We start from the raw sequence: 25,359 nt of genomic DNA, 5'->3' as shown, positions 1-25,359 counted from the left end.
CATTTGTCAATGATGCTTTTTTATCATATAATACTATATGAAATATAACATTAAAGGAGATAGCGTGATGGCAATTCAAGTTCCCACGCGATTATTAGATGGTACGGTTTTATCATTTTTGCGTACCCAAGATTTGTATGGCTACGCTTTGACACAACAAGTACAGGGTATTTTAGATATTTCTGAATCGACGATTTATCCCGTCTTACGACGTTTAAAAAAGAATGGTTATTTGGAAACATATGATCAGCCCTATCAGGGACGTAACCGCCGCTACTATCATTTAACGGCGGCGGGGCAAGAGCTATTTGGTCAGATTCAAGCTGATTGGCAACAGTTTAGTCAACAAATTAATCAGGTGATGGGGGAAGCTCATGAATTCAATCGTGAAAAGTTATCTTGAGGAACTGAAGAACAACTTAACTGCTTTGCCAGTTGATGAAGCTCAAGATGTGATCTTGTTTTACCAAGAATTTATTTTAGATGCTGGTTTTAAAGAACGCTGGCAATTAGATGATGAATTGGGAACGCCCAAACAATTAGCCCATAAAATTTTAGCTGATTATTACTTAGCAGCGGATCCTTTGTTGCCAACAGTTACTGAGCCAGCGGCGCCAATTGCAGCTAAAAAGTCTTCGCGCCATAATTTGCATGTGATTTGGTGGATTGTCTTAGGAATGTTGGCTGCCCCCATTGGAATTCCTGCCATTTTACTTGTGGTGGGCGCCTTTTTAGCAATATTAGTGTTAATCGTTGCATTAGTGGTAATCTTTATTGCAGTTATGTTGGCTTGTTTATTCAGTAGTGTTTTCCTTCTGGTCAAAATTACACCACTTCTAATGACCGCTCATTGGGCAGTGGGGTGCTTTTATCTCGGAATTGCGTTGATGATGTTAGCAATTTTAGTTGGCTTAGGACCGCTGTTAATCAAGTTGATGCGTTATTTGACTAATCGGGGCGTAGTTTTGATTCGTCATTTGGGACAAAAATTTTTGAAAACTAATTATTTTCAAAAAAAATCATTACACCGAGGAGATCAATCATGAAAAAATGGTATCAGACTAGTCTGGCAATCTTTTTATTAGGATTGGTTTTGTTAATTATTGGGGCCTCTAATAATGGTTTTCAGTCCTTAATTAGCCACTCACTAACTGCGAAAGTAACAGTTCTTAGTAATAACAAGAAAGTGCAAATTAAGCGAAAATTACCAGCATTTCAAGAGCTTGCGCTCAATAGTTCCGATACTGATGTACAAATTAAATTAGGTAAAGCTTACCAATTGCAGTTAATTGGTGCTTATAAACAGCCCGTGAAAATCAAACAAAATGGTCAACAGCTGCAAGTCATTACGAAGCAACCGAATTTTAACTTTGTTAATATAGCCGGAACCAAGGCCCCAAAATTAGTGCTGACAGTGCCCAAGAAACATGATCTTCGGCAGTTGCGCTTGCAAACAACCGATTCCAACGTTCAAGTGCAGCAGTTAAAACTGCAACAGTTATTAGTGAAGCAACATGATAGTCACTTAACACTAAAAAACGTTCAAGCTCAGCAAGAAGCACAAACAAAATTGTGGGACTCCAATTTGCGAGTTCAAAATTGTCAATTACCAAGTTGGCGTTGGCAGCTAGCTGATAGTAGCGTGCAGGCCCAACATGTGCAAGCTAATTTACAAGGTCGATTACAGGACTCGCGAGTTAAAATGCAGGATTTACTTTTACAAGATAGTTCGCACTTACAGTTGGCTGATAGTCATCTAAATGTTCAATTGCGCCAACCAGCTATTAATTATCGCATCAAAGGACACGCCACGGTCTTAAAAATTGCTGGTCGGCAAATCCAAAATTACTGGGTTCACCATAGTACAGTTAATTTAGAACAACTAAATTTAAAAGCACAAGATAGTCACATAACATTAAATTAATATTGACTTAAAGTTAACTTTAAGTAATATGATGAAACTAGGATTAAAAATAATCCTAGCTTTTTTGTTAAGTAAGTTAATTTTAGTTTTAGAGGTGATGGTATGAAGGATTTGTCGATAACTGCGGTTAGTCAAAAGTACAATATTACGCCGGCAACGTTGCGTTATTATGAACAAATTGGTTTGTTGCCGCCGATTCCTCGCAAGCCCAATGGTAATCGCTATTATCCGGAAATAATTCAAGATTTAATTGAAATGATCATTTGCTTGCGTAATTCAGGAGTGGCGGTAGAGCCATTAATTGAATATGTTCGTTTAATGCAACAGGGACCCAAGACTTTAAAACAACGTCAAACTTTGTTGGAACAACAGCGTGCCATACTGCAGCAAAAACAAGTCAGTCTTCACAAGTCCATTCAACGTTTGGATCATAAAATTAATTTATACGAAACAGGACAAGTGAAAGAGTATCCCATCTTTAGTCAGGAGGAATCATGAAAACAATAGTTTTATTATTTCATCCGCATTTAACAACTTCACGAGTGAACCGACAATTAAGTCAGGCTTTAACTGCGGATATTGTAGTACGTGATCTGTATCAATTATATCCTGATTTTCACATTGATATTAAAACTGAGCAACAATTGTTGACCGCCAATCAGCGTATTGTTTTACAATTTCCGATGTATTGGTATAGTGCGCCTGCATTGTTGAAACAATGGGAATGTGACGTATTGCAAGGTGACTTTGGTGGTCAAGGCACCGCTTTGGCTGGCAAAGAATTGGTGATTGCGGTTTCTCCGGGAGCTAATAATTATGGCCGTGAGCAATTTGTGCAATATACCGTTAATGAATTATTGCGTTCGTTTCAAGCAACTTGTCATTTGATCAAAATGCAATTCATGCAACCATTTGTGACGTTAGGAGCTTCTAGCTTGAGCGATGCACAGTTACAACAGCAAGCACAAAAATATAATCAGTATCTGCATACCAAACGGTTAGCGCCACTGGCCACTTTTGGTTAAATAAGAATAGGAGATTAATTACAATGCAATATCAAACAATTGGAAAGACCGATATTCAAGTTTCACCCTTGTGTGTAGGAGCCATGAGTTTTGGCAAAGCAGGAACCATGCATGATTGGACGTTGGATGCTGCGGCGACGGAACAAGTGGTTAAACATGCTTTAGATTTAGGAGTCAATTTTTTTGACACAGCCAATGGCTACTCAAAAGGAACTAGTGAGGAGTATTTAGGTCAAGCACTCAAAAAGAATGTTGCGCGGGATCAAGTTGTTATTGCCTCGAAGGTTTATTTTAATCCCGGGCGGTTATCCAAAACAGCCATTCAACATGAAATTGATGGGACGTTAAAACGTCTAGGCACAGATTATGTCGATTTATATTTGGTACACCGGTTTGATTATCAGACTCCGATTGAAGAAACTATGGAAGCTTTAAATGAGTTAGTGACTGCGGGTAAGGTTCGAGCAATTGGTGCTTCTGCCATGTATGGTTATCAATTTCATAATATGCAGTTAGTGGCGCAACAACATGGTTGGGCACAATTTCAAGCTATGGAAAACCACTATAATCTGTTATATCGTGAAGACGAACACGAATTGATTCCAATTTGTCAACAATATGATGTATCCTTAATGCCATATAGTCCGTTGGCCGCCGGCCATTTGGCACGTTCCACATGGCAAGGTGATACTTTACGAGCCAAGACAGACCGGGTAGCAGTGGGGAAGTATGATCGGATGGAAGCCGAAGATGTCAAAATCGTGCAACGGGTGCATGAGTTAGCTGATAAATATCAGGTTACTATGGCACAAATTGCAATTGCTTGGCAATGGGCTAAAGGTGTGACAGCACCAATTATTGGAGCTACCAAAGCACGGCATTTTGATAGTGCCGTCCAAGCTTTAGATGTTCAACTGACCCCAGAAGATGTGCAATATTTAGAAGAACCGTATGTTCCGCACCCAATTGTGGGCGCGATTGATCAAAATCCCCCTGAGGGCGTTGTGTTATTAGATGAAAAGAAATAATTGTATCTAAATAAGAAAGCTGTGATCAGATGAAAACAGTTGAGCTAGCTAATGGTGTGCAAATGCCGCAGGAAGGTTTTGGTGTCTTTCAAGTTGCTAATAAGGACTGTGAGCAAGTTGTTTTAAAAGCTTTGAATACCGGTTACCGGTTATTAGACACCGCTAGTAGTTATCAAAATGAAACCGCAGTGGGGCGAGCATTGCAAAAAAGTTCCGTTCCGCGACACGAGATCTTTTTGACCACTAAAGCCTATATTCCGGAGATGGGTTATCAGGCCACGCTAACGGCATTTGAAAAGTCTTGTCAAAAATTAGGCACAGATTATTTGGATTTATATTTAATTCATATGCCGCTAGCTGATTATTATGGTTCTTGGCGAGCAATGGAGCAGTTGTACCAACAAGGCCGTATCCGAGCAATTGGCGTATGCAATTTTTCAACAACTAATTTATTGGACTTAAGTTTTAATTTTGACATTCAACCAATGATTAATCAGATTGAAACGCATCCACTATTTCAGAGAACTGCAGAGCTTGATTTTATGAGGCAACAACGAATTCAACCCGAAGCGTGGGCACCTTTTGCGGAAGGTCGACAAGACATTTTTCACGAGCAATGTTTGCAAACAATTGCTTCACGGCATCACAAGTCAACAGCGCAAGTGATCTTGAGATGGAATATTCAACGAGGCGTAGTTATTATTCCTAAGTCGGTTCATGAAAAACGAATGCAAGAAAATTTAGATATTTGGGACTTTACATTAACTGATTCAGAAATGAAAGAGATTACCAATATGGACTTGAAACATCCACAAATGTTAGATTTAAACCAAATTAGTGAAGTACGTCGCGTTTATGATTATTTAAATCATCCAGTTTTGACCAGTCTCTAAAAACTTTAATGTTTGAAATATAGAAATATGTAAAAAAAGCGAACCAATCTTTCAACTGATTCGCTTTTTTAGTAACTATAATTAAAGCTGCTTATTTTTTCGACTGCTCTTGATTGTCATCATCGGAAGAAGTCTTTGTCTTATTTTCAGCAGTTTTTTTAGTTTCACCATTATTAGTTTCAATTTTAATGTTGTCATTGTCTAACACTGCTTTAAGATGCTTTTCCTTAGGATGATCAAGATAATGGTCGGCCACACGATCTTCAATTTGTTCTTGAATGACCCGCCGTAAAGGACGAGCACCCAAGGCTGGATCGTAACCTAAATCCACAATCTTTTCTTTGGCAGGTTGGGTAACTTCAATATCTAAACCTTGATCAGCAATCATTTTGTTAGTGTCTTGAATCATTAAGTTGACAATCTTTAATAAGCTGTCCTTAGATAACGGATCAAACTCAATAATGCCGTCGAACCGATTTAAAAATTCAGGTTTAAAGTAATTGCCTAATTTGTCTAATACGGAATTAGTGGTGCCATTGGCCTCAGCACCAAAGCCAACGCTGGCTTCACTTTCACCTTGCCCAGCATTCGACGTCATAATAATGATGGTGTCTTTGAAGCTGACAGTACGTCCTTGAGAATCGGTCAAACGGCCGTCATCTAAGATCTGTAAAAACATATGCATAACATCCGGATGAGCTTTTTCAATTTCATCTAATAAAATTAAACTGTACGGATGCCGCCGGACTTGTTCAGTTAATTGTCCCGCTTCTTCATAACCGACATACCCTGGAGGGGAACCAATTAATTTAGAAACGCTGTGCTTTTCCATGTATTCCGACATGTCAAAGCGAATCATGGAATCTTCACTACCAAAGAGTTGGCGTGCTAATTGTTTAGCCAATTCGGTTTTACCAACGCCAGTCGGTCCTACAAAGAGGAAGGATCCAATTGGCCGTCCCGTTTTGTTAAAACCAACTCGATTACGGCGAATTGCCCGACTAACTTGTTCTACGGCTTTATCCTGACCAATGACATGAGCTTCAAGTTCAGGTGTTAAGTTGCGCAATTGTTCTTGTTCTTGCGCCTTTAATTCACCAACGGGGATATTAGTTTTTTCTTCCACGATACTTTCAATATCTTTTTCAGTTACCTTGGGTTCTTTTTCAGTATCGGTTTTATTATCACGAACATTTTCGAGCTTTTTGGTTTGATCGCGGTAAAAAGCAGCTTTTTCATAATCTTCTTGTTTTAAGGCTGCTTGCTTATTAGCCTCCGCCGCTTTGATTTTTTTCTCAATTTCTTTAGGATCAACAGGATTTAAAGTAAGATTTTTTCGTGAACCAGATTCATCTAATAAATCGATAGCTTTATCAGGTAGAAAACGATCTTGAATATAACGATCTGATAACACCGCTGCCGCTTTAATCGCTTCTGGGGTATATTTGACATGATGATAAGCTTCGTACTTTGGTTCAATGCCTTTTAAAATTTGCAGAGTCTGTTCAACACTAGGTTCATTGACTTCGACTGGTTGTAAACGTCTGGCTAAAGCAGAGTCTTTTTCAATTTGCCGATATTCATTAAAAGTTGTCGCACCAACTAATTGCAATTCGCCACGTGCTAAGGCGGGCTTTAAGACATTACCAGCGTCCATACCACCTTCAGCATTACCAGCACCGACAATTTCGTGAATTTCATCAATAAAGAGAATAATGTTTTTGTTACTTTGCAATTCTTTAATCAATTCTTGCATGCGTTGTTCAAATTGCCCCCGCACGCCAGTTCCTTGAACTAAAGAAACGACATCCAAGCGAATGACACGTTTATCTTGTAATTTTTCCGGAACTTCGCCATCGACAATTTTTTGGGCTAATCCTTCTACAACGGCAGTTTTACCAACCCCAGCTTCACCGATTAAAACGGGATTATTTTTAGTACGCCGATTGAGAATTTCAATGACACGTTCAATTTCTTTATCACGACCAATCACTGGATCGATTTTCCCGTCCTTCGCTTGAGCAGTAAGATCGACCCCAAATTGGGCTAAAATACTATTTCCATTATTATTGTTACCGCCACTACGTTGGCTTTGTGCGGACATTTGTTGCTGACGACGCATTTCTTGTTGTGGATCTATGGCGCCAAATAGAGAACTAAGATCTCCAAAGCCAAATGGATCGTTATTCATATTTGAATTACCTCCCATCGCTTGTTGCTCACGCAACTTTTGATAACAACTTTGGCATAAATTTACTTCTGCGCGTTGTCCATTAACACTAGTGTAGAGATGGATAGTTGCTTCATTCTTATGACAGTTTTGGCAAAGCATTAACTACATTCCACCTTTCTGAAGAAGAATTTAGATCAATTTTCAAACCGTTGAATTGAATCGTGAAGTTCAAACCACAATTGTCTTCAAAAGAACACACTTGTTAAGTGAAGTTGAGACATAAAGAAAATATTCATATTTAATACAAATATTTTTTCTTTATGGTGCTCTGAAAATCAGAATTTGGGGCTGAACTACACCGAACAATCAAGTAAAAGTTCATACTTTATGTTGGATGCAGTTGGTACTCAATTTCTGAATAGCTTTGTCCCAACCGTACTTATTGAGTTTTACTTCAGGAGTGTTTGACGATTGAGTACTAATTATTAGTACAATGTGAATTATACAATTAGCACTCTCAACATGCAAGTGCTAAAAACAAAAAAATGAATTTTTTGTTTAAAAATACTTGACTTTACATGTTGAACACAGTATATAAGGAATGATTTAGTTATTAAAGTATTTTGCATTGTGAGGTAGAAAATGGATTACGAACAAGAAATTTTAGATTTAATTGCTGGAAAAATTGATCAAATAGAAGTTGATAGTGAACATTTTTTTGAATTTAATCAAGCGTGGCTAAATTGTCCTCAGCATAAACAAATTATTGGTTCTGCACATCGAAATGGGCGTGTCACATATAAATTTTCTGAAAACGGAAGCAATTAGTTATTAAGGCTGATGGCTTCGGAATTTTATTGGAAAAAACTTGCCTTGTATTTTGAATAATGGTAATGTAGTTTTGATGTTAAGTTAACCCTTTTCACTCAAAATGAAAATTAGGCTTAAAGAGAGGTTATTAAATATGGAAAAGAAAGATTTTCACGTAATTGCAGAAACCGGAATTCATGCACGTCCTGCAACAATGTTAGTACAAGCAGCTAGCAAGTTTAGCTCTGACATTAACTTAGAATATGATGGTAAGACAGTTAATTTGAAATCTATTATGGGTGTGATGTCTCTTGGTGTTGGTCAAGGCGCTGATGTAACGATTACCGCTGATGGTGATGATGCTGCTGAAGCAATCACTGCTATTTCCGAAACCATGACTAAAGAAGGACTTTCAGACTAATGACGAAGACTTTAAAGGGAATTGCTGCCAGTGATGGTTTTGCGAATGCACCGGCTTATTTATTGGTGCAACCTGATTTATCCTTTAAAAAGCAGACAGTGACTGATACAACAGCTGAAGCAGAACGCTTGCAAGCTGCGATCAAGCAATCTGATGCTGAATTGACAACAATTAGAGATGCTGCTAAAGAGGCTTTGGGTGAAGAAGAAGCTCAAGTTTTCGATGCCCACAAAATGATTTTAGCTGATCCCGAATTTACGGGTGCAGTTGCTCAACAAATTAAAGACGATAAAGTTAATGCTGAACAAGCTTTGAGTGATGTTTCTAACAAATTTATCGCCATGTTTGAAGCGATGACTGATAATAAGTACATGCAAGAACGGGCGGCTGATGTACGCGATGTTTCGAAGCGCGTTATGAGTCATTTATTAGGGGTTGAATTACCTAATCCGGCCTTGATTGATCACGAAGTTATTATCGTTGCACACGATTTAACGCCAAGTGATACAGCACAGTTAAATAAAAAGTATGTTAAAGCTTTTATTACTGATATCGGCGGACGGACTGCGCACTCAGCTATTATGGCACGTTCGTTGGAAATTCCGGCCATTGTGGGTACAGATACGATTACTGCGGATGTTAAGTTAGGCGATGAATTAATTGTTGATGGTGTTCACGGTGATGCTGTCATCAACCCTAGCGCTGACGACGTTAAACACTACCAAGATTTAGCTGATCAGTATGCTGAAGAAAAAGCAGAATGGGCTAAGCTCAAGAGTGCTCAGACCGTGACTGCTGATGGGAAGCATTTTGAAATTGCAGCTAATATTGGAACACCAAAAGATTTAGCTGGTGTCAAGGCCAATGGTGCGGAAGCAATTGGCTTGTATCGGACTGAATTCTTGTATATGGATTCTGCCGAATTACCATCTGAAGACGATCAGTTTGAAGCTTATAAAGAAGTTTTAGAAGGTATGGATGGTAAACCAGTTGTTGTACGGACAATGGATATTGGTGGTGATAAACATTTACCATATCTACCATTGCCTGAAGAAATGAATCCATTCTTGGGTTATCGGGCTATTCGAATTAGTTTGGATCGTCAAGATATTTTCCGGACACAATTACGGGCTTTGCTACGCGCTTCGTCTTATGGCAAGTTGCGGATTATGTTCCCAATGATTGCTACTCTTCAAGAGTTCCGTCAAGCTAAAGGTATTTTACAAGAAGAAATGGATAAATTAACTGCTGAGCAGATTCCATTTGATGCCAATTTAGAAGTTGGAATCATGATTGAAATTCCAGCAGCGGCCGTTTTAGCAGATCAATTTGCTAAAGAAGTTGATTTCTTTAGTATTGGAACGAATGATTTGATTCAATATACTATGGCTGCTGACCGCGGTAATGAACACGTTTCTTATCTTTATCAACCATACAACCCATCTATTTTACGCTTAATTAATCATGTGATTAAAGCGGCCCATCAAGAAGGCAAATGGGTTGGTATGTGTGGTGAAGCAGCTGGCGATTCTGTCATGGTACCATTATTGTTAGGTATGGGCTTAGATGAATATTCAATGAGTGCTACTTCCATTTTACGAGTACGTTCATTGATGAAGCATCTGGATACGACAGAGTTATCAGACTTAGTCAATCAAGCTTTGAATGTTTCCTTAAGTAATGCGGATAATGAAAAGTTAGTTAACGATTTTGTTGCGACACATCGTAAGTAATTATTTAATTAATAGCAAATAAAAAACTAGGATCAAGTTGAGACTACTTAATTGTAGAGAACAACTTTTGGCCTAGTTTTTTTATTTGATCGAATTAGAAAGTGGAAAACAATTAGATGTGAAACCTTACAATGTTTTGATGATTTTAGCCGGAACGCCAGCAACCATTTGATTGGCAGGTACATCATGATTAACTACTGCACCAGCAGCAACAATAGAATTTTCGCCAATGGTCACACCCGGTAAAATGGTAGCATTGGCACCAATCCAAACATTTTTTTGTAGATGAATAGGTTTTAAATCTAAAATATTTCTTTGACTAGGATCGGTTAAGTGGTTTACAGTAATTAATGATGCTCGGGGTCCAATCATGACATGATCTTCTAAAAAAATACCACCCAAATCAGTAAACATTACGCCGGTATTAATAATAATATTTTTACCAAAATGGATATTGCCTCCAAAGTCCGTATAAAAGGGCAATTTCAAGGAGACACTGTGATCAACTGTGTGGCCGGTAATTTTACATAAATATTTATGAATCTCTTGTTGAGATCTTGAACCGGTATTTAATTCTTGTACTAGTTGCATGTTACGGTCAATTGCAGGCCGGTAAGTTGCTTGATATTCAGGAGTGGTAAAATCTAATAGTGACATCGCAATATCCTTTTTTTACAGGCTATTATAATTGTTTAAGGAACTATTGCAAGTTAATTATGAGACTATGAGAGCGCCAGCTTGTTAATTGACAATGATAATTTGAAGGAGAAAAGTTAATGGAGAGTATTTCCAATTCAGAATGGGAAGTCATGCGAGTGTTATGGACTTTAAAATCGGCATCAGCTAATGAAATCGTACTTAACTTGGAACAAACTAAGTGGCAACCTAATACCATTAAAACCTTGATTACGCGCTTAACTAAAAAGCAGGTAGTGGGGGTTGATAAGTCGCATCGTCCGCAAATTTATTATCCGTTAGTTCAAGAAGAACAAATGATGAATCAAGCGGTTGTTGATTTGTTTCAGCATCTTTGCGCAATGAAGCAGGGAGCGGCCTTAATTAATTTGGTGAAGCAAATTAATTTGAGCCAAGCAGATCTTCAAGCACTAAAACAATTATTGTCACAAAAAGAAAAGACCGCGCCACAGACAATTGCTTGTAATTGTTTAAAGGCTGCACATTGTAAATAGTAATTAACATAGAATTTAATTAGCAGAACAGCTGGCATATTTGACAACTAATTGTTTTTACGTTGATGTCATTGCCCAACTTGGAGATAGCCAGTTAAAGAAGCATTGAGTTGCTTGACGGAAATATTTAGTAATTGACTGACTGTTTGTAAAATTTGAGGATGTGAGGTAATAATTAACAGTTCTGGTTGTTCAAGTTGTTGGTACAAGATACTATGACTAGGTAACTTGACCGCTTGATTAATTAAAAGTGCCCGATTGTCTGTATTTAACTGCATAAAAGCCAAGTAAAAGTGTGTTGCAATGGTGAGCTTAGCTTGTGGAAATACGGTTTGCCAGACATTTTTTTGTGTCGGCGCGACATTTTTTTGAATTAATAAATAATCATGCGGGTGTTGCACATTATGTGCAAATAGACTATTCTGATTCAAATATGTGGTTAAAAAGGATTGCGTACCAAAAATTAATTTAATGTTGGACATATTAATTCTCCTTATGAGGTGTAAATAATGAAGATCACAGTTTTAGGTTATTATGGCGGTTATCCATACCGTCAACAAGCAACGACTGGTTACTTATTACAAGACCAGGGCTATAACTTGCTGTTGGATTGCGGTAGTGGTGTTTTAAATTCATTACAAAATGTTTTGGATCCGTTGCAGTTAGATGCGGTAGTTTTAACTCATTATCATCATGATCATATTGCTGATATTGGTGTTTTACAATATTATTGGCAATTACATGAAGGAACCAAAAAACAAGCTGTTTTGCCCATCTATGGTCATACTCAAGACCCATTGAATTTTGCTAGTTTAACATTTGGTAATTTTACACAAGCAAAGGCTTATTCGCCGTTGCAATCGTTAAACTTGGGTCCCTTTACGCTTGATTTTAAACAAACTATTCATCCAGTGCCAACTTTTGCAACTCGTATTACTGATTCGCAAAATAAAGTGCTGACTTTTACTGCTGATACGGCCTATTTTGCTGATCTAGCTACTTTTGCTCAAAAATCTAATTTATTGATTACCGATACTAATTTTGGAACAGCTAAGACAGGGCAATTGTGGCACATGACTTCTACTCAATCAGGACAGCTGGCCCATGATGCTCAAGTAGATGCCTTATTAATTTCTCATTTACCACAAAATTATCCGTTAGATAAATTAGTTGCTGAGACGCAACAAGCCGCTGGTGAGATTCCGGTTGCTCGGGCCAATACTGGCTGGCGCAAGGTAATTGATTAGGGCTATTCCGACAAAGATTGCTGATTCGTTGTAGTTAAGCCCTCAGCTAAGCAGAAAGCTAGACATTAAATTTTGACTTACCTATAATTGAATTGTGATTAAAAATAATCGCTAAATTATTTAAAAAAGGAGAAATTCTATATGGTAACCTTATACACATCTCCAAGTTGCACTTCTTGTCGGAAAGCCAAAAAATGGTTTGAGGACAATAATATTCCTTATAAAGAGCGAAATATTTTTGCACAACCACTTTCAAAAGATGAAATTAAAAAAATTCTTCAATTAACTGAAGATGGTACCGAAGAAATCATCTCCAAGCGTTCTAAAGCTTATCAGGCTTTAAATGTTAACTTAAATGATTTAACGGTTGATCAATTAATCAGTTTAATTGAAAAAAATCCAGGCTTATTAAGACGTCCAATTATGATGGATGAGAAAAGTTTGCAAGTGGGCTACAATGAAGACGAAATTCGCCGCTTTTTGCCAAGAGCAATTCGGGTAATGGAATTACGAGAACTACAACGTGCGCAAGCATTTAATTAGTAAATTTTTCAGATTAACCTTTTACTTTCTGGTGATGCCTGTTAGAATAAATTAATAAGTGAGGTGGGTCAGCCATGGAAGTGGAACACGTTAATGAAAACATGATTCGAGTAACATTGGAAAGTCATGACTTAAAGGAACGTGGAGTAACGGTTCTAGATTTATTAGGTAATCGCAAGCAAATTGAGAGTTTCTTTTATAATATTTTAGAAGAAGTAGATACAACTCATACATTTGTTAAAGATCAGACCGTTACCTTTCAGGTTATTCCAAGTCATAAGGGCTTAGAGTTATTAATAACTAAAGTTCCTGATCAAAAACAAGAAGATACTGAAGAAGACCATGATCTTTTGCAAGCATTAGACGTTGTGGCTAATCCCACAGAAACAGATTCTTCCAATGATGATTTAGTTAATCTTGATGACCCAATAAAAACAATTATTTTTAGTTTTTCTGAGTTCGAAGATTTCGTGGAATTAAGTAAAGCTTTACGAGTTAATTCGGTTGTTAGTAACTTGTACCAACTTCAAGGTCAATATTATTTAGAATTAATTATCTATACTGATCAATTACGTAGCGTTAGTGTTGCTGATATTATTGCCTTGGCTAAAGAATACGGCCAATTGGCTAATGTGTCTGAGCCAATGTTGTCAGAGTATGGTCATTTAGTGATGGAACAATCTGCATTGGAATTAACACGTTATTATTTTGCATAAATAATTCTCTTAAAGATACTAGTTTTAATTTGATTAATTCAAATTAAAACTAGTATCTTTTTTGTAATTAAAATAAGGTGTTAATTATATGTTAGTAGCAAAGAATCAAGCCGGAGAATTAATATATGCGTCCGAATATCAAGCACCACAAGCGGTATTTTGTCCGCAATGTCATCAACCAGTACAATTAGTTGTGCGCCAGCAGCAGCGACCTTATTTTCGACATGTGGTTTCACATGCGGGAAATAATGAAACGCCAATCCATCTGCAAGGTAAACAATGGTTAGCGCAATGGTTGCGTGAACAATTTACCGTTCAATTAGAATATGTTATAGATCCCAAGCAGCGCATTGATGTCTATGCTTATAACCATCAATTTCGGTTAGCAGTGGAATATCAATGTTCGCCCATTAGTTCGCAAGAATTAGCAACACGCCAACAGCAGTATTTAAAAAAAGGGTTACATCCGTTGTGGATTTTTGGACCGCGACATTACCGGTTGAAAAATCAATTAACACACAGCCAAGGTTTATTGAGTTTTAATCAGCAGTGGGGATATTACATTTTGTATAAATTACCACGAGAAGATTTTTTGCGGTTGTGTTATCATTTTGCTTTGAATCCGAGTAGTAGACAATTATTTTGGCAAATGAAAAAGATTTATACCTGGACGCAACTGTTACAATTTCAAAGGCCATCTAGTCATTATCAAATTGCTACGATTGATTGGTCACAATGGTATCTGACACACTGTCGTTATCCTGACCAGCAGTTTATTCAATTTCAAAATTGGTGTTATCAACAACAGCAAAACTTGCTTGATTGGGTCAAAAAAACACCGTCGCAGACGGTGTTTCCCATTTATAAATACCTAGGTTGTTATTTGCCATTAGTTTATCATTTTAACATTCAAGCTCTTTCTGATTTTCCCCTAATTAATTCAGAAATTACTTTACTAAATGCAAAACAGGATTGGCAGCAATTTGTTGATCATTAAGCTCAGTATCAGAGATTAATGATTTTAAGACTGTCGTCAATTCAATCGGTGAACAATTCTTCAAACAAAAGGCTTGGGCTTCTTGATTTTGAGAATAATCATAAATTACCGTTGTCGGTGTTTCATTGATTCCTAATTCAGAAGCAATTTTTTGATCTTCAATGCATTGGCTCAAGGTTAATTCATTTTTAGTATCTTTAACCATTGTACGCCAATCTAAATTAACGCTTTGAGCAATTTCTTGCATTAACTGAATCGTAAATTTTTGCGATTGAAAGTTGATGGCATGTTGAAGATTAATTAAGAATTGGCGGCCTTTTTTGTTGCCTTGAAAAGTAGCTGCTTTATAATAAAGTGTTGCTTGATAAACATCATCGGTTAACTTATTGCGCAGATTAATGTCGTGTAAGTTATAGTTATTGTTTTTTAAATAATGATCCATTGATAAAAAATTGTTTAAAGCGACAAACTTAAAATGTGCATTGATGTGATGCTTTTTAGCAAAATCAATAATTAATTGTTCCGTTTTTAAACAACGTTGACCAATCGGATTAACAAAAACAAATACTTCCCACATATTGCTAATACCTCCTAAAACCCCATAATTAGAACATATATAAATTAAGATACCAGATCTGAAATATTTTTCAAATAATAAGCCTTCAAAAGTTCAGTGAAGCGCGATTTTGAACAGCTTTGGATGTTTAAAAAACGAACTTTAACGTAAAAGCTGGAGTTTTAGGATGATAGAACCAAGGGACTTATTTGGTAGGAATTAAAATAATGTTCGGATTGCAGTCTTTTCAAATAAAAAATAAATTTAAACTGGAAATGACAAGCATTATGTTATAGTTAAACGGGCGAGGTGATTAAAATGAATGATCAAAATTGGGATACTTTTTTATTGCCATATGAACAAGCAGTTGACGAATTAAAAATCAAATTACGTAGTATGCGCAAAGAATTTATCAATTTAGGAGAACATTCGCCAATTGAATACGTAACGGGCCGGGTAAAAACTGTAGCCAGTATTAAAGAAAAAATGCAACGGCGGTTTATCACACCGGAATTATTGGAACAGGATATGCAGGACATTGCTGGTTTAAGAATTCAATGCCAATTTGTGGAAGATATTTATCAAGTAGTTGATATTTTGCATAATCGTACGGATTTGTCGGTGGTTGAGGAACGTGATTATGTAACTAACAGTAAGCCTAGTGGTTATCGTTCCTATCACGTGGTTTTACGGTATCCAGTCCAATTAGCCACCGGTGTGAAGGAAATTTTAGCAGAAATTCAAATTCGTACATTGGCTATGAACTTTTGGTCAACAATTGAGCATTCTTTAAATTACAAATATCAAGGAGATTTTCCAGAAGATATTAATTCGCGTTTAAAAAGGGCTGCAGAAGCATCTTTCATGTTGGATGAAGAAATGTCTAAAATCCGTGAAGAAATTCAAGATGCCCCTAAATATTTTGCTAATCAAAAATTTAATAATTCGAAGCAATCAAAGGAGAAACAACCACATGAAGGTGTGGATTCAAAATAATTTTAAAGATTTATCGCGAAAATTGGCCCAGCAATTAAATGCTAAGTTATTAGCAGCTGGAGTAGTAATTACTCAAAAAGACCCAAACCTAGTCATTACAATTGGTGGCGATGGGACTTTTTTGAGTACTTTTCATAAATTCGCCCAGCAATTAGATCAAGTGCAATTTGTTGGCATTCATACGGGACACTTAGGTTTTTATACTGATTGGAAAGATTCTGAAGTAGATGAACTAGTGGAACAAATTTTACAAGGACCCCAACAAGTGGTTACTTATCCATTGCTAAAAGTTCAGATACAGTATACGAATGGTTGTCGTCGACAGTTTTTGGCGTTAAACGAATCGCAGTTGAAACGGGTTTCTCAAACGATGCGCGCTGACATTTTAATTGACGGTCAATTATTTGAACGTTTTCGCGGAGATGGTATCACGGTCTCTACTCCTACAGGCTCGACAGCTTATGCAAAGTCTATTGGTGGCGCCATTATTAATCCTAATTTAGAAGTGATGCAGTTTAATGAAGTAGCACCGATTAATAATCGTGTTTATCGGACCGTTAATTCACCTTTAATTTTGCCTAAAGGTCAAGTGATTACCGTGGTACCACAGATGGCAACTGATTATGTTTTGACCGTAGATAATTTGGCTTATGATAAAAATTTAGTTGAAAAAACTCAATACCAAATTGCAGATGAAAAAATTCAAATTGCATCTTATCGTACCAAGAATTTTTGGCAACGAGTACGGAATGCATTTTTAACGGATGGTAGTTAATGAATTATCGGTGGCTCAAGACCAGTTCTAATGAACAAAATTTACGACAATTTTTACAGCAACAAGGCTTTTCTAAAACGCAACTCAAACAAATTCAATATCATCAAGGACATGTTTACGTTAACCACAAACGACGTTATTGGTGCTTTAAAGTCAAAGTGGGTGATGAAATTATTGTCACTTTACCAACTGAACAAGGCTCCGAGCAAATTCAACCCATTTCAGGGGCACTGGCAGTTTTATATGAAGATGATAACTATTTATTAGTTAATAAACCAGCCGGGATTGCTTCGTTACCTGCAAAGGGGTTAACGACTGTAACAATGGCTAATTTGGTGAAGGCTTATTTACAAAGAACGCACCAAGTCAATGATGTGATTCACTTGGTATCCCGATTAGATCGTGATACTTCAGGCGTTTTGACATTTGCTAAGAATGCTTATGCACATCACTTAATTGATCAACAGTTTCGCACACAAAGTATCACCAAAGAGTATATAGCCCTAATAGAAGGACACTTATCTGCTAATCAAGGCGAAATTGATCTACCAATTGGTGTAGATCCTAAAAATCATAATTTGCGTTGTGTCGACCAACAGGGAAAATGGGCTTTAACCAAATATCAAGTATTGCATCGTATGTCGGATTTCACGGAGGTTAAAGTGCAACTGATTACGGGGCGAACACATCAAATCCGTGTTCATTTTGCAGCAATTGGGCATCCGCTACTAGGTGATCAAGCTTACGGGGGAGCTAGTCCTTTAATTAAAAGACAGGCACTACATTGCTCAAAGTTAAGTTTCTTTGATGCAATTGGGCAAAAACAGCTTGTTATTCAGGCCCCATTACCTTCAGATTTAACTCGTTTAGTCAGCAAAAGTTAATTTTTATGTATGAAAAAAGGTTGCAGGTTAAAAACTGCAACCTTTTTAATATCAACAATATTATTTCAAAAAGCCAAAGTAACCAATAACGATGATTGCTAAGATGATTCGGTACCAGCCAAAGGCTTTAAAATCGTTTCTTTGAATGTAGTTGAGTAAGAATTTAATTGATAGATAAGCTACAATAAATGAAACCAATGTGCCGACTAATAAGACACTAGTTTGCATGACAGTAAAAGTATTACCATGCAAAAAATATTTAACCAGTTTTAAACCACTAGCACCAACCATTGTTGGAATAGCTAAGAAAAATGAAAATTCTGTGGCCACAAAGCGGGAAGTGCCGATTAAAATGGCGCCTAAGATAGTTGCTCCGGAGCGTGAGGTTCCGGGAATTAATGATAAAACTTGAAAGACACCAATGGCTAAAGCAATCGAATAAGGTAACTTATCCAAGTTCGTTAACCGAGGCTGACGTTTTTTGTTCCAATTTTCAATGATAATAAATAAAATCCCATAGATTAATAAAGTGGCAGAAATAACTTGCCAGTTATTAAAATGTTCGTCCATATAATCATTTAATGGTAGGCCAATGATGACAGAAGGCAAACAAGCTAGTAATACTTTCAACCATAAAACCCAAGTTGATTTTTTTTGCTGATTATCTTTGGTGGGTGAAAAAGGATTTAATTTATGGAAGTAAATTACGACCACGGCCAAGATGGCGCCTAATTGAATCACCACCATAAACATATTAATGAAGGCGGTGGATTCCTTTAATTTAACAAATTCATTAGCTAAATATAAATGCCCCGTGGAGCTAATAGGGAGGAATTCTGTAATTCCTTCAATAATGCCTAAAATAATGGCTTTAAAAATGTTTAACATCAGTTTCCTCGTTTCAGATTAGTGATTAGTAAAATTTGATGCAAGTACCCTCGGGAACTTGACAATCGTGATTGTTAAAAGTTAATTGACCGGAATCTAAATCACGATTAAAAATCGTAACGTCATTGGATTTTTGGTGCGGCACTAAAACAAACTGGCCCGTAGGATCTAAGCAAAAATCACGCGGAAAATCACCCTGTGTTTTGATGGTTTGTAAATGTTCCAGTTTCTTACCATCAGCACTAATCCGAAATGAAACTAGGGAATTGTGGCCCCGATTGGAAGTATAGAGATATTGACCGTCAGCGCTGATGCGAATAGCAGCGGCAGTATTTTCACCTAAATATTCTTGCGGTAGTAAGTGATAGGAATCTAATAAATTAAATTGGCCGTGATCATAGTGTAAAACTAAAACCACAGAACTTAATTCACAAATACAATAAGCTAAATCAGGATGTTGCGGGTTAAAGACCAAATGTCTCGGCGCACTACCAGCAGGAGCAGTAAAGGTACTATTTAATGTAGCGTGTGCTTGATCATCAATTTGGTAAGTAGTAATTTGATCTGTACCATAATCGCAGACAACTAGTTGTTCATCAGGTGTGAGATGAGCCATGTGCGGATGAGCTGCTTCTTGTTCTGGTTTAACACTACTGCCTTCTAATTGAATGGTATCAGTAATGGTGAGAGTTTTGTCGGGATTAATTTTATGGATTGTCACAATTCCAGTATGAAAATTAGCGGAAAAAACTAATTGTTTTTGTTCAGCTACTTCCACATAAGCCGGTGAACTTCCAGTTTGTAGGGCACTGCCCAGATAGTTAAAGTTATTATTGAGATCATACGCGGCAATCCCGCCCTGGTCGCCATCTTGAACAATGGAATATAAAATATTATTATTAGAAATTGTAAAGTAGGTTGGTCCTTGTAGTTTGACAGCTAAATGAGCTGCAGACAGGCTAGCTTTTTGTGTATCAAATTCTAATTGATAAATTCCCTGACTGGTTTGTTTTGTGTAACCACCGATTAATAATTTTTCTTGCATGAAGAAAACCTCCTTGAACAACATTTTATAACAACTTCCATTAAAATGCTGGTAGTATTATAGTAATTTATCATAAAAGTGAGTGTAAAAGATATGGAAATCAAAGCAAAAATAACTGAAATTGGTCCACAAGCACTTGATTCGAGTGATGATTTTTTGATATTATTCAATTCCAGTGCAACCTTGGATTTGCGCAAAGTTGCTCTGATTCAAGAGTTTGCCGCGGGACAGCAGCAATTGTTAAATTTACAAGTAGGACAAAAGATAATGATTGATCACCACAGTTTTACAATTCAAGCGGTTGGTCAACAGGTCAACGATCAATTGCGAGCCATTGGTCATACGATCTTGTATTTCCAAAAAGCTCCCAGTAATCCCCAGATTAACGGTGTTTATGTAACAGGTACAATGCCAAAGCTACAAGTTGGCTCTATCATTTGTTATGAACAATAATGAGGTAAGTATGAAAAAAAAAACTTGGTTTACAAAATGGTTTTTAAATAATAAGTTTACAGTGGTTTTACTGAATGTACTCTTATTATTTTTGATCATTGCGGTTTTTGCTAAAATTAGTTATGTTTTTCGCCCATTGTGGCAAATTTTAGGAATTATTTGTCCACCTTTAATTGTGGCCATGATCTTGTATTATTTAATTAAGCCGTTGACCAATTTTTTGCAACGGCGGTTGCATTTGAATCGAATTGTAGCTATTGCAGTCGTTTTTTTAGTGATTTTATGTATCTTAGTCTGGGCAATTTTGACATTGATCCCAATTTTACAGAGTCAGGCAACATCTTTAATCAAAAACTTGCCGGCCTACTGGCATTTAATTCAACATACGATTAATGCAATTAGCCATGAGCCGCATTTACAAAATTTGCATCTGCAAGATAATTTATCTTGGAGTAAATTTTCGGATACTTTTATGAACAGTTTGGGCGGGACTTTTGATACGGCTTGGAATAATTTTACTTCGGCTTTAGGAGTTATTTCCAATGTGATCATGATCTTTTTAACGGCACCGTTTGTCCTCTTCTTTTTACTGAAGGATGATCAAAAAATTAAACCAGCAATTTTAAAATTTATCCCTAATCGCTTAAAAGCAGCGACAGCACAGACTTTAAGCGAAATCAATGCGGCACTTAGTTCTTATATTCGTGGACAATTAACGGTCGCTTTCTGGGTCGCAGTGATGTTTAGTGTTGGCTATTTAATAGTGGGCATGCCTTATGGTATTCTGTTAGGGATTTTTGCGGGAATTTGCAATCTGATTCCTTATGTCGGCTCGGCAATTGGCTTATTGCCCGCGGTGATTCTGGCTTTATTATCCGGACACCGAATGATTTTTAGTGTAATTATTATTTTTGCTATTGAACAAACTATTGAAACGCGCGTGGTTTCACCGTTAGTTGTGGGCAATAAAATGAATATGCATCCAGTAACGACGATCTTTGTATTATTGGTTTCAGGCGGAATGTTTGGTTTATTAGGAGTTATTGGAGGCATTCCAATGTATGCTATTTTAAAAATTCTATTCACTAAAACATTTAATTGGTTTGAAACTAATTCTAATTGGTACCAAGATGAAAATTTATTAGAAACACAACAGCCAAAAGATTCCCATTAATGCAAGAACAAATAATGCAAGAACAAACTTGTGCTTATAACTAAGCACAGCTATGTAAAAAAGGTTCATGAATTTAACTAATTTGGATAAAATTTTCCAAATTAGTTTTTTTATTGAGGCTAATTCGAAAATTTAGCCTTAAAAAAGCTAAATTTTAATTAAAATTTTAAACTAAACTAAAAAAACTGATTGGTTAGTATGAGTTAAATGTTTTTTACAGATTTGTTAGGAATTTATTATTTATAATAAGAAATTGATAAAATATTAGCTGAAAGTTATACTTAGCGTGATGTTTTTGTAGATGAATCATTGGGAGGTTTCTTTATCACAAAATGCGCTGATCGACGTCATATCAAGTTTTTGATTTTAATGATAGTTATGGTTGAAAGTGTCTTTTACGCAACCACGTTACGAGCGGAGACGCTTAAAGGTATTGCATTAGAGCAGTTAATTCAAAATCAGGGTTTACCAGTTGGCTTAAGTCGTAGTAATCAAGTCACAGGTGATTGGAGTCAGAATTTACTGCGTAGTGATTATAGTGATTTATTGCAAATGCAAACGAATTTCACAACTGACTTAACTAATAAATTAAGTTATAAAACACAGCACCAAACACCAATTCCAGATGCCACGACTGTGAGTGTTAGTACTTGGGCAGAATTTTGTGAACAGGTTCAAAACCCACAAGTAGCTACCATTATTTTAACGAATAATTTAACAGCTACTTCTTCGCCGAGCATTACGACTGATAAAACCATTAATTTTAACAATTATCAAATCAATACTGCCAAGCAAACCATCTCATTAACTCAGGGGACGACCACGGTGCAAGATGCTAATGTGGTTTCTGATCATACTAGTGCTGCTACTTATTATTGTTTTACAGCCACTCAAGGAAACCTGGTGGTTCAAGATACCAATCTGACAACTAATGCTTCACCGGCGGATATGGATAATACTAATACGAACAGTACCATTATTAATGGCGGCTTTTACACAGCTGAAAAAGCCCAAGCGCCAGTTCAACTAACTTTTGATCATGCTAATGTGTCACAACAAGTGAGTGCCGATCTGGTTCAAACTAGTATTGGTAATACTAACGATTATGCGATTGTGATGAATAGTTCTAGTGGTAGTCAATTAACTATCAATGATAGTAAGTTACAAATTCAAGCTAATAATTATATCATGTTCCCGAATATGAATAGTAATTTAAGTGTTGATAAAACAGTTAATATCAAGAACTCGACCATTGCCGCTGTTCAAGCAAGTGATTTATATACTAAAAATTATAATTTATTCTTAAATAGTGCCAATGATAATACCACGCAACGCAATTATTTTGGTCTAAATCTGAATATTAATGATCATTCCAAAATTAATGTTCTTTATAACAATGCAGGAAATTTGGATCAATCTGGAGTCATTCGAATCTATGGAGCTAATTCACTCTTTACATTAGCCAGTGGTTCCAATTTAACGATTAAAAATATTAATGGTTCTGCGATCAGTATCTCAGGCAATAATAGTCAGTTTAAAGTTACTGGTGCTGCCAATGATCAAACGACGACATTGAATGCTACCCGCGGCGAAGGCGGTGGTGGTGATTCGACCAATCCGGCGGTGCGTTTTATTTGGACTGGCGGCATGTTCTTTGATATTCAGGGCAATGCGAAAGTCAATGTTAATCAAAATTATCAAAATGTGAATAGTAAAGGGGACAATCCGCCCGGTATTCGGATGTACGGAATGGGTAATAAAATTTCTGTTTCCCAAGGAGCCGAGTTTAATCTGCATAATAATAATGCGGTAGGAACGCCTAGTGCAGGTGAATCTGGTGGACAAGGTATTTTGTATCGCGATGCTCGAGCTGATGGCACCGTTGATCCGTATAATTCTTTTGTTTTAAAAGATCCTAATTCGCAAGTTTTGGTTGCTGCTCAAAGTGGTGCTGCCATTATGACGAATTCGACACCGTTAAAAATTGATGCAGGGGATACTGCTAATGATAAGATTTCCTTCGTAGCGCGCGGTAATTATCCGAAGGGAGGAATTTTTTCTGCTCCTAGTGGGCAAAAATTAACATTTAATATGCCGTATCCGCGCTACTTTGATTTTCAAAATCAAGCTCCAAGTGGTAGTAATAGTTACTTGTTTGATGGTTCTAAGAACAGTACTTTTCAACATAATGCTTTACCTTTACAAGTTTGGGACAGTAATAGTGACATCAATGGCAATCCTTCGGGAAATTGGCAACACGTTGGTGCTAGTTATCAATCGACATCTGGTTTGTTTGCCAAATTATTTGAAGTTGTAGTTCCAACTTCTGACAGCGATGCGACAGAAGCCGCTGATTTTAAACAATATTTAGAAACTCCATTGGCTAAAAGTGGTGCTAAAGGATTGAATAAAATTACGCGGATGACAGCTAACGTCACGCCCGCTAAAGTGAGTTGGTTACAAGATACGAATAATCAGTTTATTGATCCAGCCAATACTGATAAATATATTTGGCTCAAAGCGCAAGTTCCCGCCGAGAACGATGCCTTAAGACCGGGCTTAGATAATGAAGTGCAGGCAGAATTACAGGTTACTTTACCTGATGGCACCGTCAAAATTTTGCGCGGGACTTCTGCACTACAAGACACTTATTATGATCAAACAACAATTAAGGGCGTGATGAAAATTGCTGCGCCTGATTTGCAACTACTGCCGACAGGAACGAAAATTAAGATTTTACGAGTTTGGCGAAATGGTACTTATGACAACGGACATTATAGTTCAAGTGCCATTGTGTCCGAACCACAAAAAGATTTTGATGATAGTGAAAAAACTGTCGTTGATAAAACACCACCACTACCAGCCAAAGTTTTATCCGCCAAGTCGACCTTAACGAACAATCAAACCGCCACTAATCTGACAAAAATTGTACCCTCCACGACTGAATTGACGGGGACAGCGGCTGCTAATGCAATCGTTTCGTGGCGAATTTTAAACGCTGATGGTAGTCTTAAATATTCGTCGATGCCTTCAGAGAATACGCAAGTTGATAGCGCGGGTCAGTGGCGTTTAGAGCGATTGCACGGTTTGAATTCAGGTGATCAACTGCAAGTTCTGTTAACTGATGCAGCCAATAATACTAATCCGCAGACGACAGTGACTTATCACGATACCATTTTGCCCGGAGCAACGACCTTAGCGGTGAAGGGAGAATTGACGCTGCAAGTGCCTACCAAATTAGATTTTGGTCAGCAGCGTGCTAATGATCATCATAATATTCCCATTACTGCATTAGATGGTAATTTAGCGGTAACCGATACGGATCATCAAGCAACGAATTGGGCAGTTAACGTTAAGCTGGACAATCAAGTTGGGGATGATTTGGGGACGGCTAATTTGCCCCTATACTATGGTGAAGGTCTAGCTAGTTCACAAATTACGACGACGCCATTAGCAATTTTCCAAAATGATCAGCCACCAATTGTCGATAATATTTTAGATATTTCCCATTCATGGACGATTGATCCGCAAACGATGGAGAATGTTCCTCAAGGGCCATATTTAAAAAATGTTAGTGCTGCCACAACGATGCCTACAAAAAATCATACAGGTTGTTTAGCTTGGTCTTTGACCAACAGCGTTAATTAAGGTTACTGCTCTGTTCAAGGCTAATTATTCATTAATAATACTGGACAGTTATGGCCACTTTAAAGTATATTTTTTGAAAACAAGTTGAATTCTATCGGAATTTAGTTAGTTAAGTACTCATTTTGACTTGTCAGTCTATTAAATAAGTTGTATATTATTAAACGTGGACTTAACTTAAACTCTTTTATCAGACCTGGTTTGATAAAAGAGCTTAATCAGAAGTAATTTAACGTATCTTCT

At 37.0% G+C, this 25,359-nt stretch carries 27 protein-coding genes; 21 read left to right on the top strand and 6 right to left on the bottom strand.

The genetic code is table 11. The features are described from left to right. Positions 1 to 67: 67 nt before the first annotated feature. From AC3B5S_RS02010 to AC3B5S_RS01980, 7 genes are all read left to right on the top strand, one after another. The gene (locus AC3B5S_RS02010) at positions 68 to 403 is read left to right on the top strand and encodes a PadR family transcriptional regulator (RefSeq protein WP_489769125.1); all 336 of its coding nucleotides are present in this window, start codon (positions 68 to 70) and stop codon (positions 401 to 403) included. Then, entirely contained in the window at positions 375 to 1,046 is a 672-nt protein-coding gene (locus tag AC3B5S_RS02005; RefSeq protein WP_489769124.1) for a DUF1700 domain-containing protein, read from the top strand. Before AC3B5S_RS02010 ends, AC3B5S_RS02005 begins: the two co-directional genes overlap by 29 nt. Beyond that, positions 1,043 to 1,924, top strand: a complete 882-nt coding sequence (locus AC3B5S_RS02000; RefSeq protein ID WP_489757312.1) for a DUF4097 family beta strand repeat-containing protein — start codon at positions 1,043 to 1,045, stop codon at positions 1,922 to 1,924. Before AC3B5S_RS02005 ends, AC3B5S_RS02000 begins: the two co-directional genes overlap by 4 nt. A 102-nt stretch (positions 1,925 to 2,026) precedes the next feature. Continuing rightward, positions 2,027 to 2,422: a MerR family transcriptional regulator gene (locus tag AC3B5S_RS01995; protein WP_489757313.1), complete on the top strand. Its 396-nt coding sequence runs from the start codon at positions 2,027 to 2,029 to the stop codon at positions 2,420 to 2,422. Continuing rightward, positions 2,419 to 2,949 carry an NAD(P)H-dependent oxidoreductase gene (locus AC3B5S_RS01990; RefSeq protein ID WP_489757314.1) on the top strand — a complete coding sequence of 177 codons (531 nt, stop codon included), beginning with the start codon at positions 2,419 to 2,421 and terminating at the stop codon, positions 2,947 to 2,949. The genes AC3B5S_RS01995 and AC3B5S_RS01990 overlap by 4 nt, the downstream gene beginning before the upstream one ends. Positions 2,950 to 2,972: 23 nt before the next feature. Continuing rightward, complete coding sequence (locus AC3B5S_RS01985) at positions 2,973 to 3,977, top strand: aldo/keto reductase (protein ID WP_489757315.1); 1,005 nt, start codon at positions 2,973 to 2,975, stop codon at positions 3,975 to 3,977. A gap of 29 nt (positions 3,978 to 4,006) precedes the next feature. Continuing rightward, a complete protein-coding gene (locus tag AC3B5S_RS01980; protein WP_489757316.1) occupies positions 4,007 to 4,870 on the top strand; it encodes an aldo/keto reductase in 864 nt (287 codons plus the stop codon). A 91-nt stretch (positions 4,871 to 4,961) separates the two neighbouring features. Here AC3B5S_RS01980 and AC3B5S_RS01975 read toward each other — a convergent pair whose 3' ends face one another. Beyond that, positions 4,962 to 7,202, bottom strand: coding sequence for an ATP-dependent Clp protease ATP-binding subunit (locus tag AC3B5S_RS01975; protein WP_489757317.1), 2,241 nt, complete (start codon positions 7,200 to 7,202; stop codon positions 4,962 to 4,964). A 483-nt stretch (positions 7,203 to 7,685) separates the two neighbouring features. Here AC3B5S_RS01975 and AC3B5S_RS01970 point away from each other — a divergent pair, with 483 nt between their 5' ends. From AC3B5S_RS01970 to ptsP, 3 genes are all read left to right on the top strand, one after another. Beyond that, positions 7,686 to 7,871, top strand: coding sequence for a hypothetical protein (locus AC3B5S_RS01970; RefSeq protein ID WP_489757318.1), 186 nt, complete (start codon positions 7,686 to 7,688; stop codon positions 7,869 to 7,871). A 136-nt stretch (positions 7,872 to 8,007) separates the two neighbouring features. Then, positions 8,008 to 8,274, top strand: coding sequence for a phosphocarrier protein HPr (locus AC3B5S_RS01965; protein ID WP_489757319.1), 267 nt, complete (start codon positions 8,008 to 8,010; stop codon positions 8,272 to 8,274). After that, the gene (gene ptsP, locus AC3B5S_RS01960) at positions 8,274 to 10,007 is read left to right on the top strand and encodes a phosphoenolpyruvate--protein phosphotransferase (RefSeq protein ID WP_489790017.1); all 1,734 of its coding nucleotides are present in this window, start codon (positions 8,274 to 8,276) and stop codon (positions 10,005 to 10,007) included. The genes AC3B5S_RS01965 and ptsP overlap by 1 nt, the downstream gene beginning before the upstream one ends. A gap of 126 nt (positions 10,008 to 10,133) precedes the next feature. Here ptsP and AC3B5S_RS01955 read toward each other — a convergent pair whose 3' ends face one another. After that, positions 10,134 to 10,664, bottom strand: coding sequence for a DapH/DapD/GlmU-related protein (locus AC3B5S_RS01955; protein ID WP_489769120.1), 531 nt, complete (start codon positions 10,662 to 10,664; stop codon positions 10,134 to 10,136). A 119-nt stretch (positions 10,665 to 10,783) separates the two neighbouring features. Between AC3B5S_RS01955 and AC3B5S_RS01950 the strand changes: the two genes are divergently transcribed. Next, entirely contained in the window at positions 10,784 to 11,197 is a 414-nt protein-coding gene (locus AC3B5S_RS01950) for a CopY/TcrY family copper transport repressor (RefSeq protein ID WP_489790016.1), read from the top strand. Positions 11,198 to 11,265: 68 nt separating this feature from the next. Here the strand turns inward: AC3B5S_RS01950 and AC3B5S_RS01945 are convergent, their stop codons facing one another. Next, positions 11,266 to 11,679, bottom strand: coding sequence for a hypothetical protein (locus AC3B5S_RS01945; RefSeq protein ID WP_489757323.1), 414 nt, complete (start codon positions 11,677 to 11,679; stop codon positions 11,266 to 11,268). 27 nt (positions 11,680 to 11,706) lie between these two features. On the opposite strand from AC3B5S_RS01945, the gene AC3B5S_RS01940 reads away from it, so the two are divergent. The 4 genes from AC3B5S_RS01940 (at position 11,707) to AC3B5S_RS01925 (ending at position 14,700) form a co-directional block, all read left to right on the top strand. Next, entirely contained in the window at positions 11,707 to 12,444 is a 738-nt protein-coding gene (locus AC3B5S_RS01940) for an MBL fold metallo-hydrolase (RefSeq protein WP_489774833.1), read from the top strand. Positions 12,445 to 12,585: 141 nt separating this feature from the next. Next, positions 12,586 to 12,987, top strand: a complete 402-nt coding sequence (spxA, locus tag AC3B5S_RS01935; protein ID WP_489757325.1) for a transcriptional regulator SpxA — start codon at positions 12,586 to 12,588, stop codon at positions 12,985 to 12,987. Between the two features lie 74 nt (positions 12,988 to 13,061). Continuing rightward, positions 13,062 to 13,703, top strand: coding sequence for an adaptor protein MecA (locus AC3B5S_RS01930; protein WP_489769118.1), 642 nt, complete (start codon positions 13,062 to 13,064; stop codon positions 13,701 to 13,703). A gap of 88 nt (positions 13,704 to 13,791) precedes the next feature. Then, complete coding sequence (locus AC3B5S_RS01925; protein WP_489790015.1) at positions 13,792 to 14,700, top strand: competence protein CoiA; 909 nt, start codon at positions 13,792 to 13,794, stop codon at positions 14,698 to 14,700. Here AC3B5S_RS01925 and AC3B5S_RS01920 read toward each other — a convergent pair. After that, on the bottom strand, positions 14,651 to 15,277 hold the full coding sequence (locus AC3B5S_RS01920; protein WP_489757328.1) for a DsbA family protein: 627 nt from the start codon (positions 15,275 to 15,277) through the stop codon (positions 14,651 to 14,653). The genes AC3B5S_RS01925 and AC3B5S_RS01920 overlap by 50 nt on opposite strands. A 297-nt stretch (positions 15,278 to 15,574) precedes the next feature. On the opposite strand from AC3B5S_RS01920, the gene yjbM reads away from it, so the two are divergent. The 3 genes from yjbM to AC3B5S_RS01905 are packed head-to-tail and all read left to right on the top strand — an operon-like array spanning position 15,575 to position 17,911. Beyond that, entirely contained in the window at positions 15,575 to 16,252 is a 678-nt protein-coding gene (yjbM, locus tag AC3B5S_RS01915) for a GTP diphosphokinase (protein WP_489769116.1), read from the top strand. Continuing rightward, positions 16,230 to 17,027 (top strand): NAD kinase, encoded by a 798-nt coding sequence (locus AC3B5S_RS01910; protein WP_489790014.1) that lies wholly within the window; start codon positions 16,230 to 16,232, stop codon positions 17,025 to 17,027. The genes yjbM and AC3B5S_RS01910 overlap by 23 nt, the downstream gene beginning before the upstream one ends. Then, positions 17,027 to 17,911: an RluA family pseudouridine synthase gene (locus AC3B5S_RS01905; protein WP_489790013.1), complete on the top strand. Its 885-nt coding sequence runs from the start codon at positions 17,027 to 17,029 to the stop codon at positions 17,909 to 17,911. The genes AC3B5S_RS01910 and AC3B5S_RS01905 overlap by 1 nt, the downstream gene beginning before the upstream one ends. A 60-nt stretch (positions 17,912 to 17,971) precedes the next feature. Here AC3B5S_RS01905 and AC3B5S_RS01900 read toward each other — a convergent pair whose 3' ends face one another. After that, positions 17,972 to 18,799, bottom strand: a complete 828-nt coding sequence (locus tag AC3B5S_RS01900; protein WP_489769113.1) for an undecaprenyl-diphosphate phosphatase — start codon at positions 18,797 to 18,799, stop codon at positions 17,972 to 17,974. Between the two features lie 25 nt (positions 18,800 to 18,824). After that, positions 18,825 to 19,844 (bottom strand): lactonase family protein, encoded by a 1,020-nt coding sequence (locus AC3B5S_RS01895; protein WP_489790012.1) that lies wholly within the window; start codon positions 19,842 to 19,844, stop codon positions 18,825 to 18,827. A 93-nt stretch (positions 19,845 to 19,937) separates the two neighbouring features. Here AC3B5S_RS01895 and AC3B5S_RS01890 point away from each other — a divergent pair, with 93 nt between their 5' ends. From AC3B5S_RS01890 to AC3B5S_RS01880, 3 genes are all read left to right on the top strand, one after another. Beyond that, positions 19,938 to 20,297 carry a PTS glucitol/sorbitol transporter subunit IIA gene (locus AC3B5S_RS01890; RefSeq protein ID WP_489757334.1) on the top strand — a complete coding sequence of 120 codons (360 nt, stop codon included), beginning with the start codon at positions 19,938 to 19,940 and terminating at the stop codon, positions 20,295 to 20,297. A 10-nt stretch (positions 20,298 to 20,307) separates the two neighbouring features. Next, positions 20,308 to 21,471: an AI-2E family transporter gene (locus AC3B5S_RS01885; RefSeq protein ID WP_489757335.1), complete on the top strand. Its 1,164-nt coding sequence runs from the start codon at positions 20,308 to 20,310 to the stop codon at positions 21,469 to 21,471. Positions 21,472 to 21,840: 369 nt separating this feature from the next. Further along, on the top strand, positions 21,841 to 25,119 hold the full coding sequence (locus AC3B5S_RS01880) for a pectate lyase-like adhesive domain-containing protein (RefSeq protein ID WP_489790011.1): 3,279 nt from the start codon (positions 21,841 to 21,843) through the stop codon (positions 25,117 to 25,119). Positions 25,120 to 25,359: the final 240 nt, after the last annotated feature.

The sequence above is a fragment of the Bombilactobacillus sp. ESL1094 genome (genome assembly GCF_058107425.1).
The sequence above is the reverse complement of the archived record's forward strand: the minus strand, read 5'-3'. Positions and strand labels throughout refer to the sequence as shown.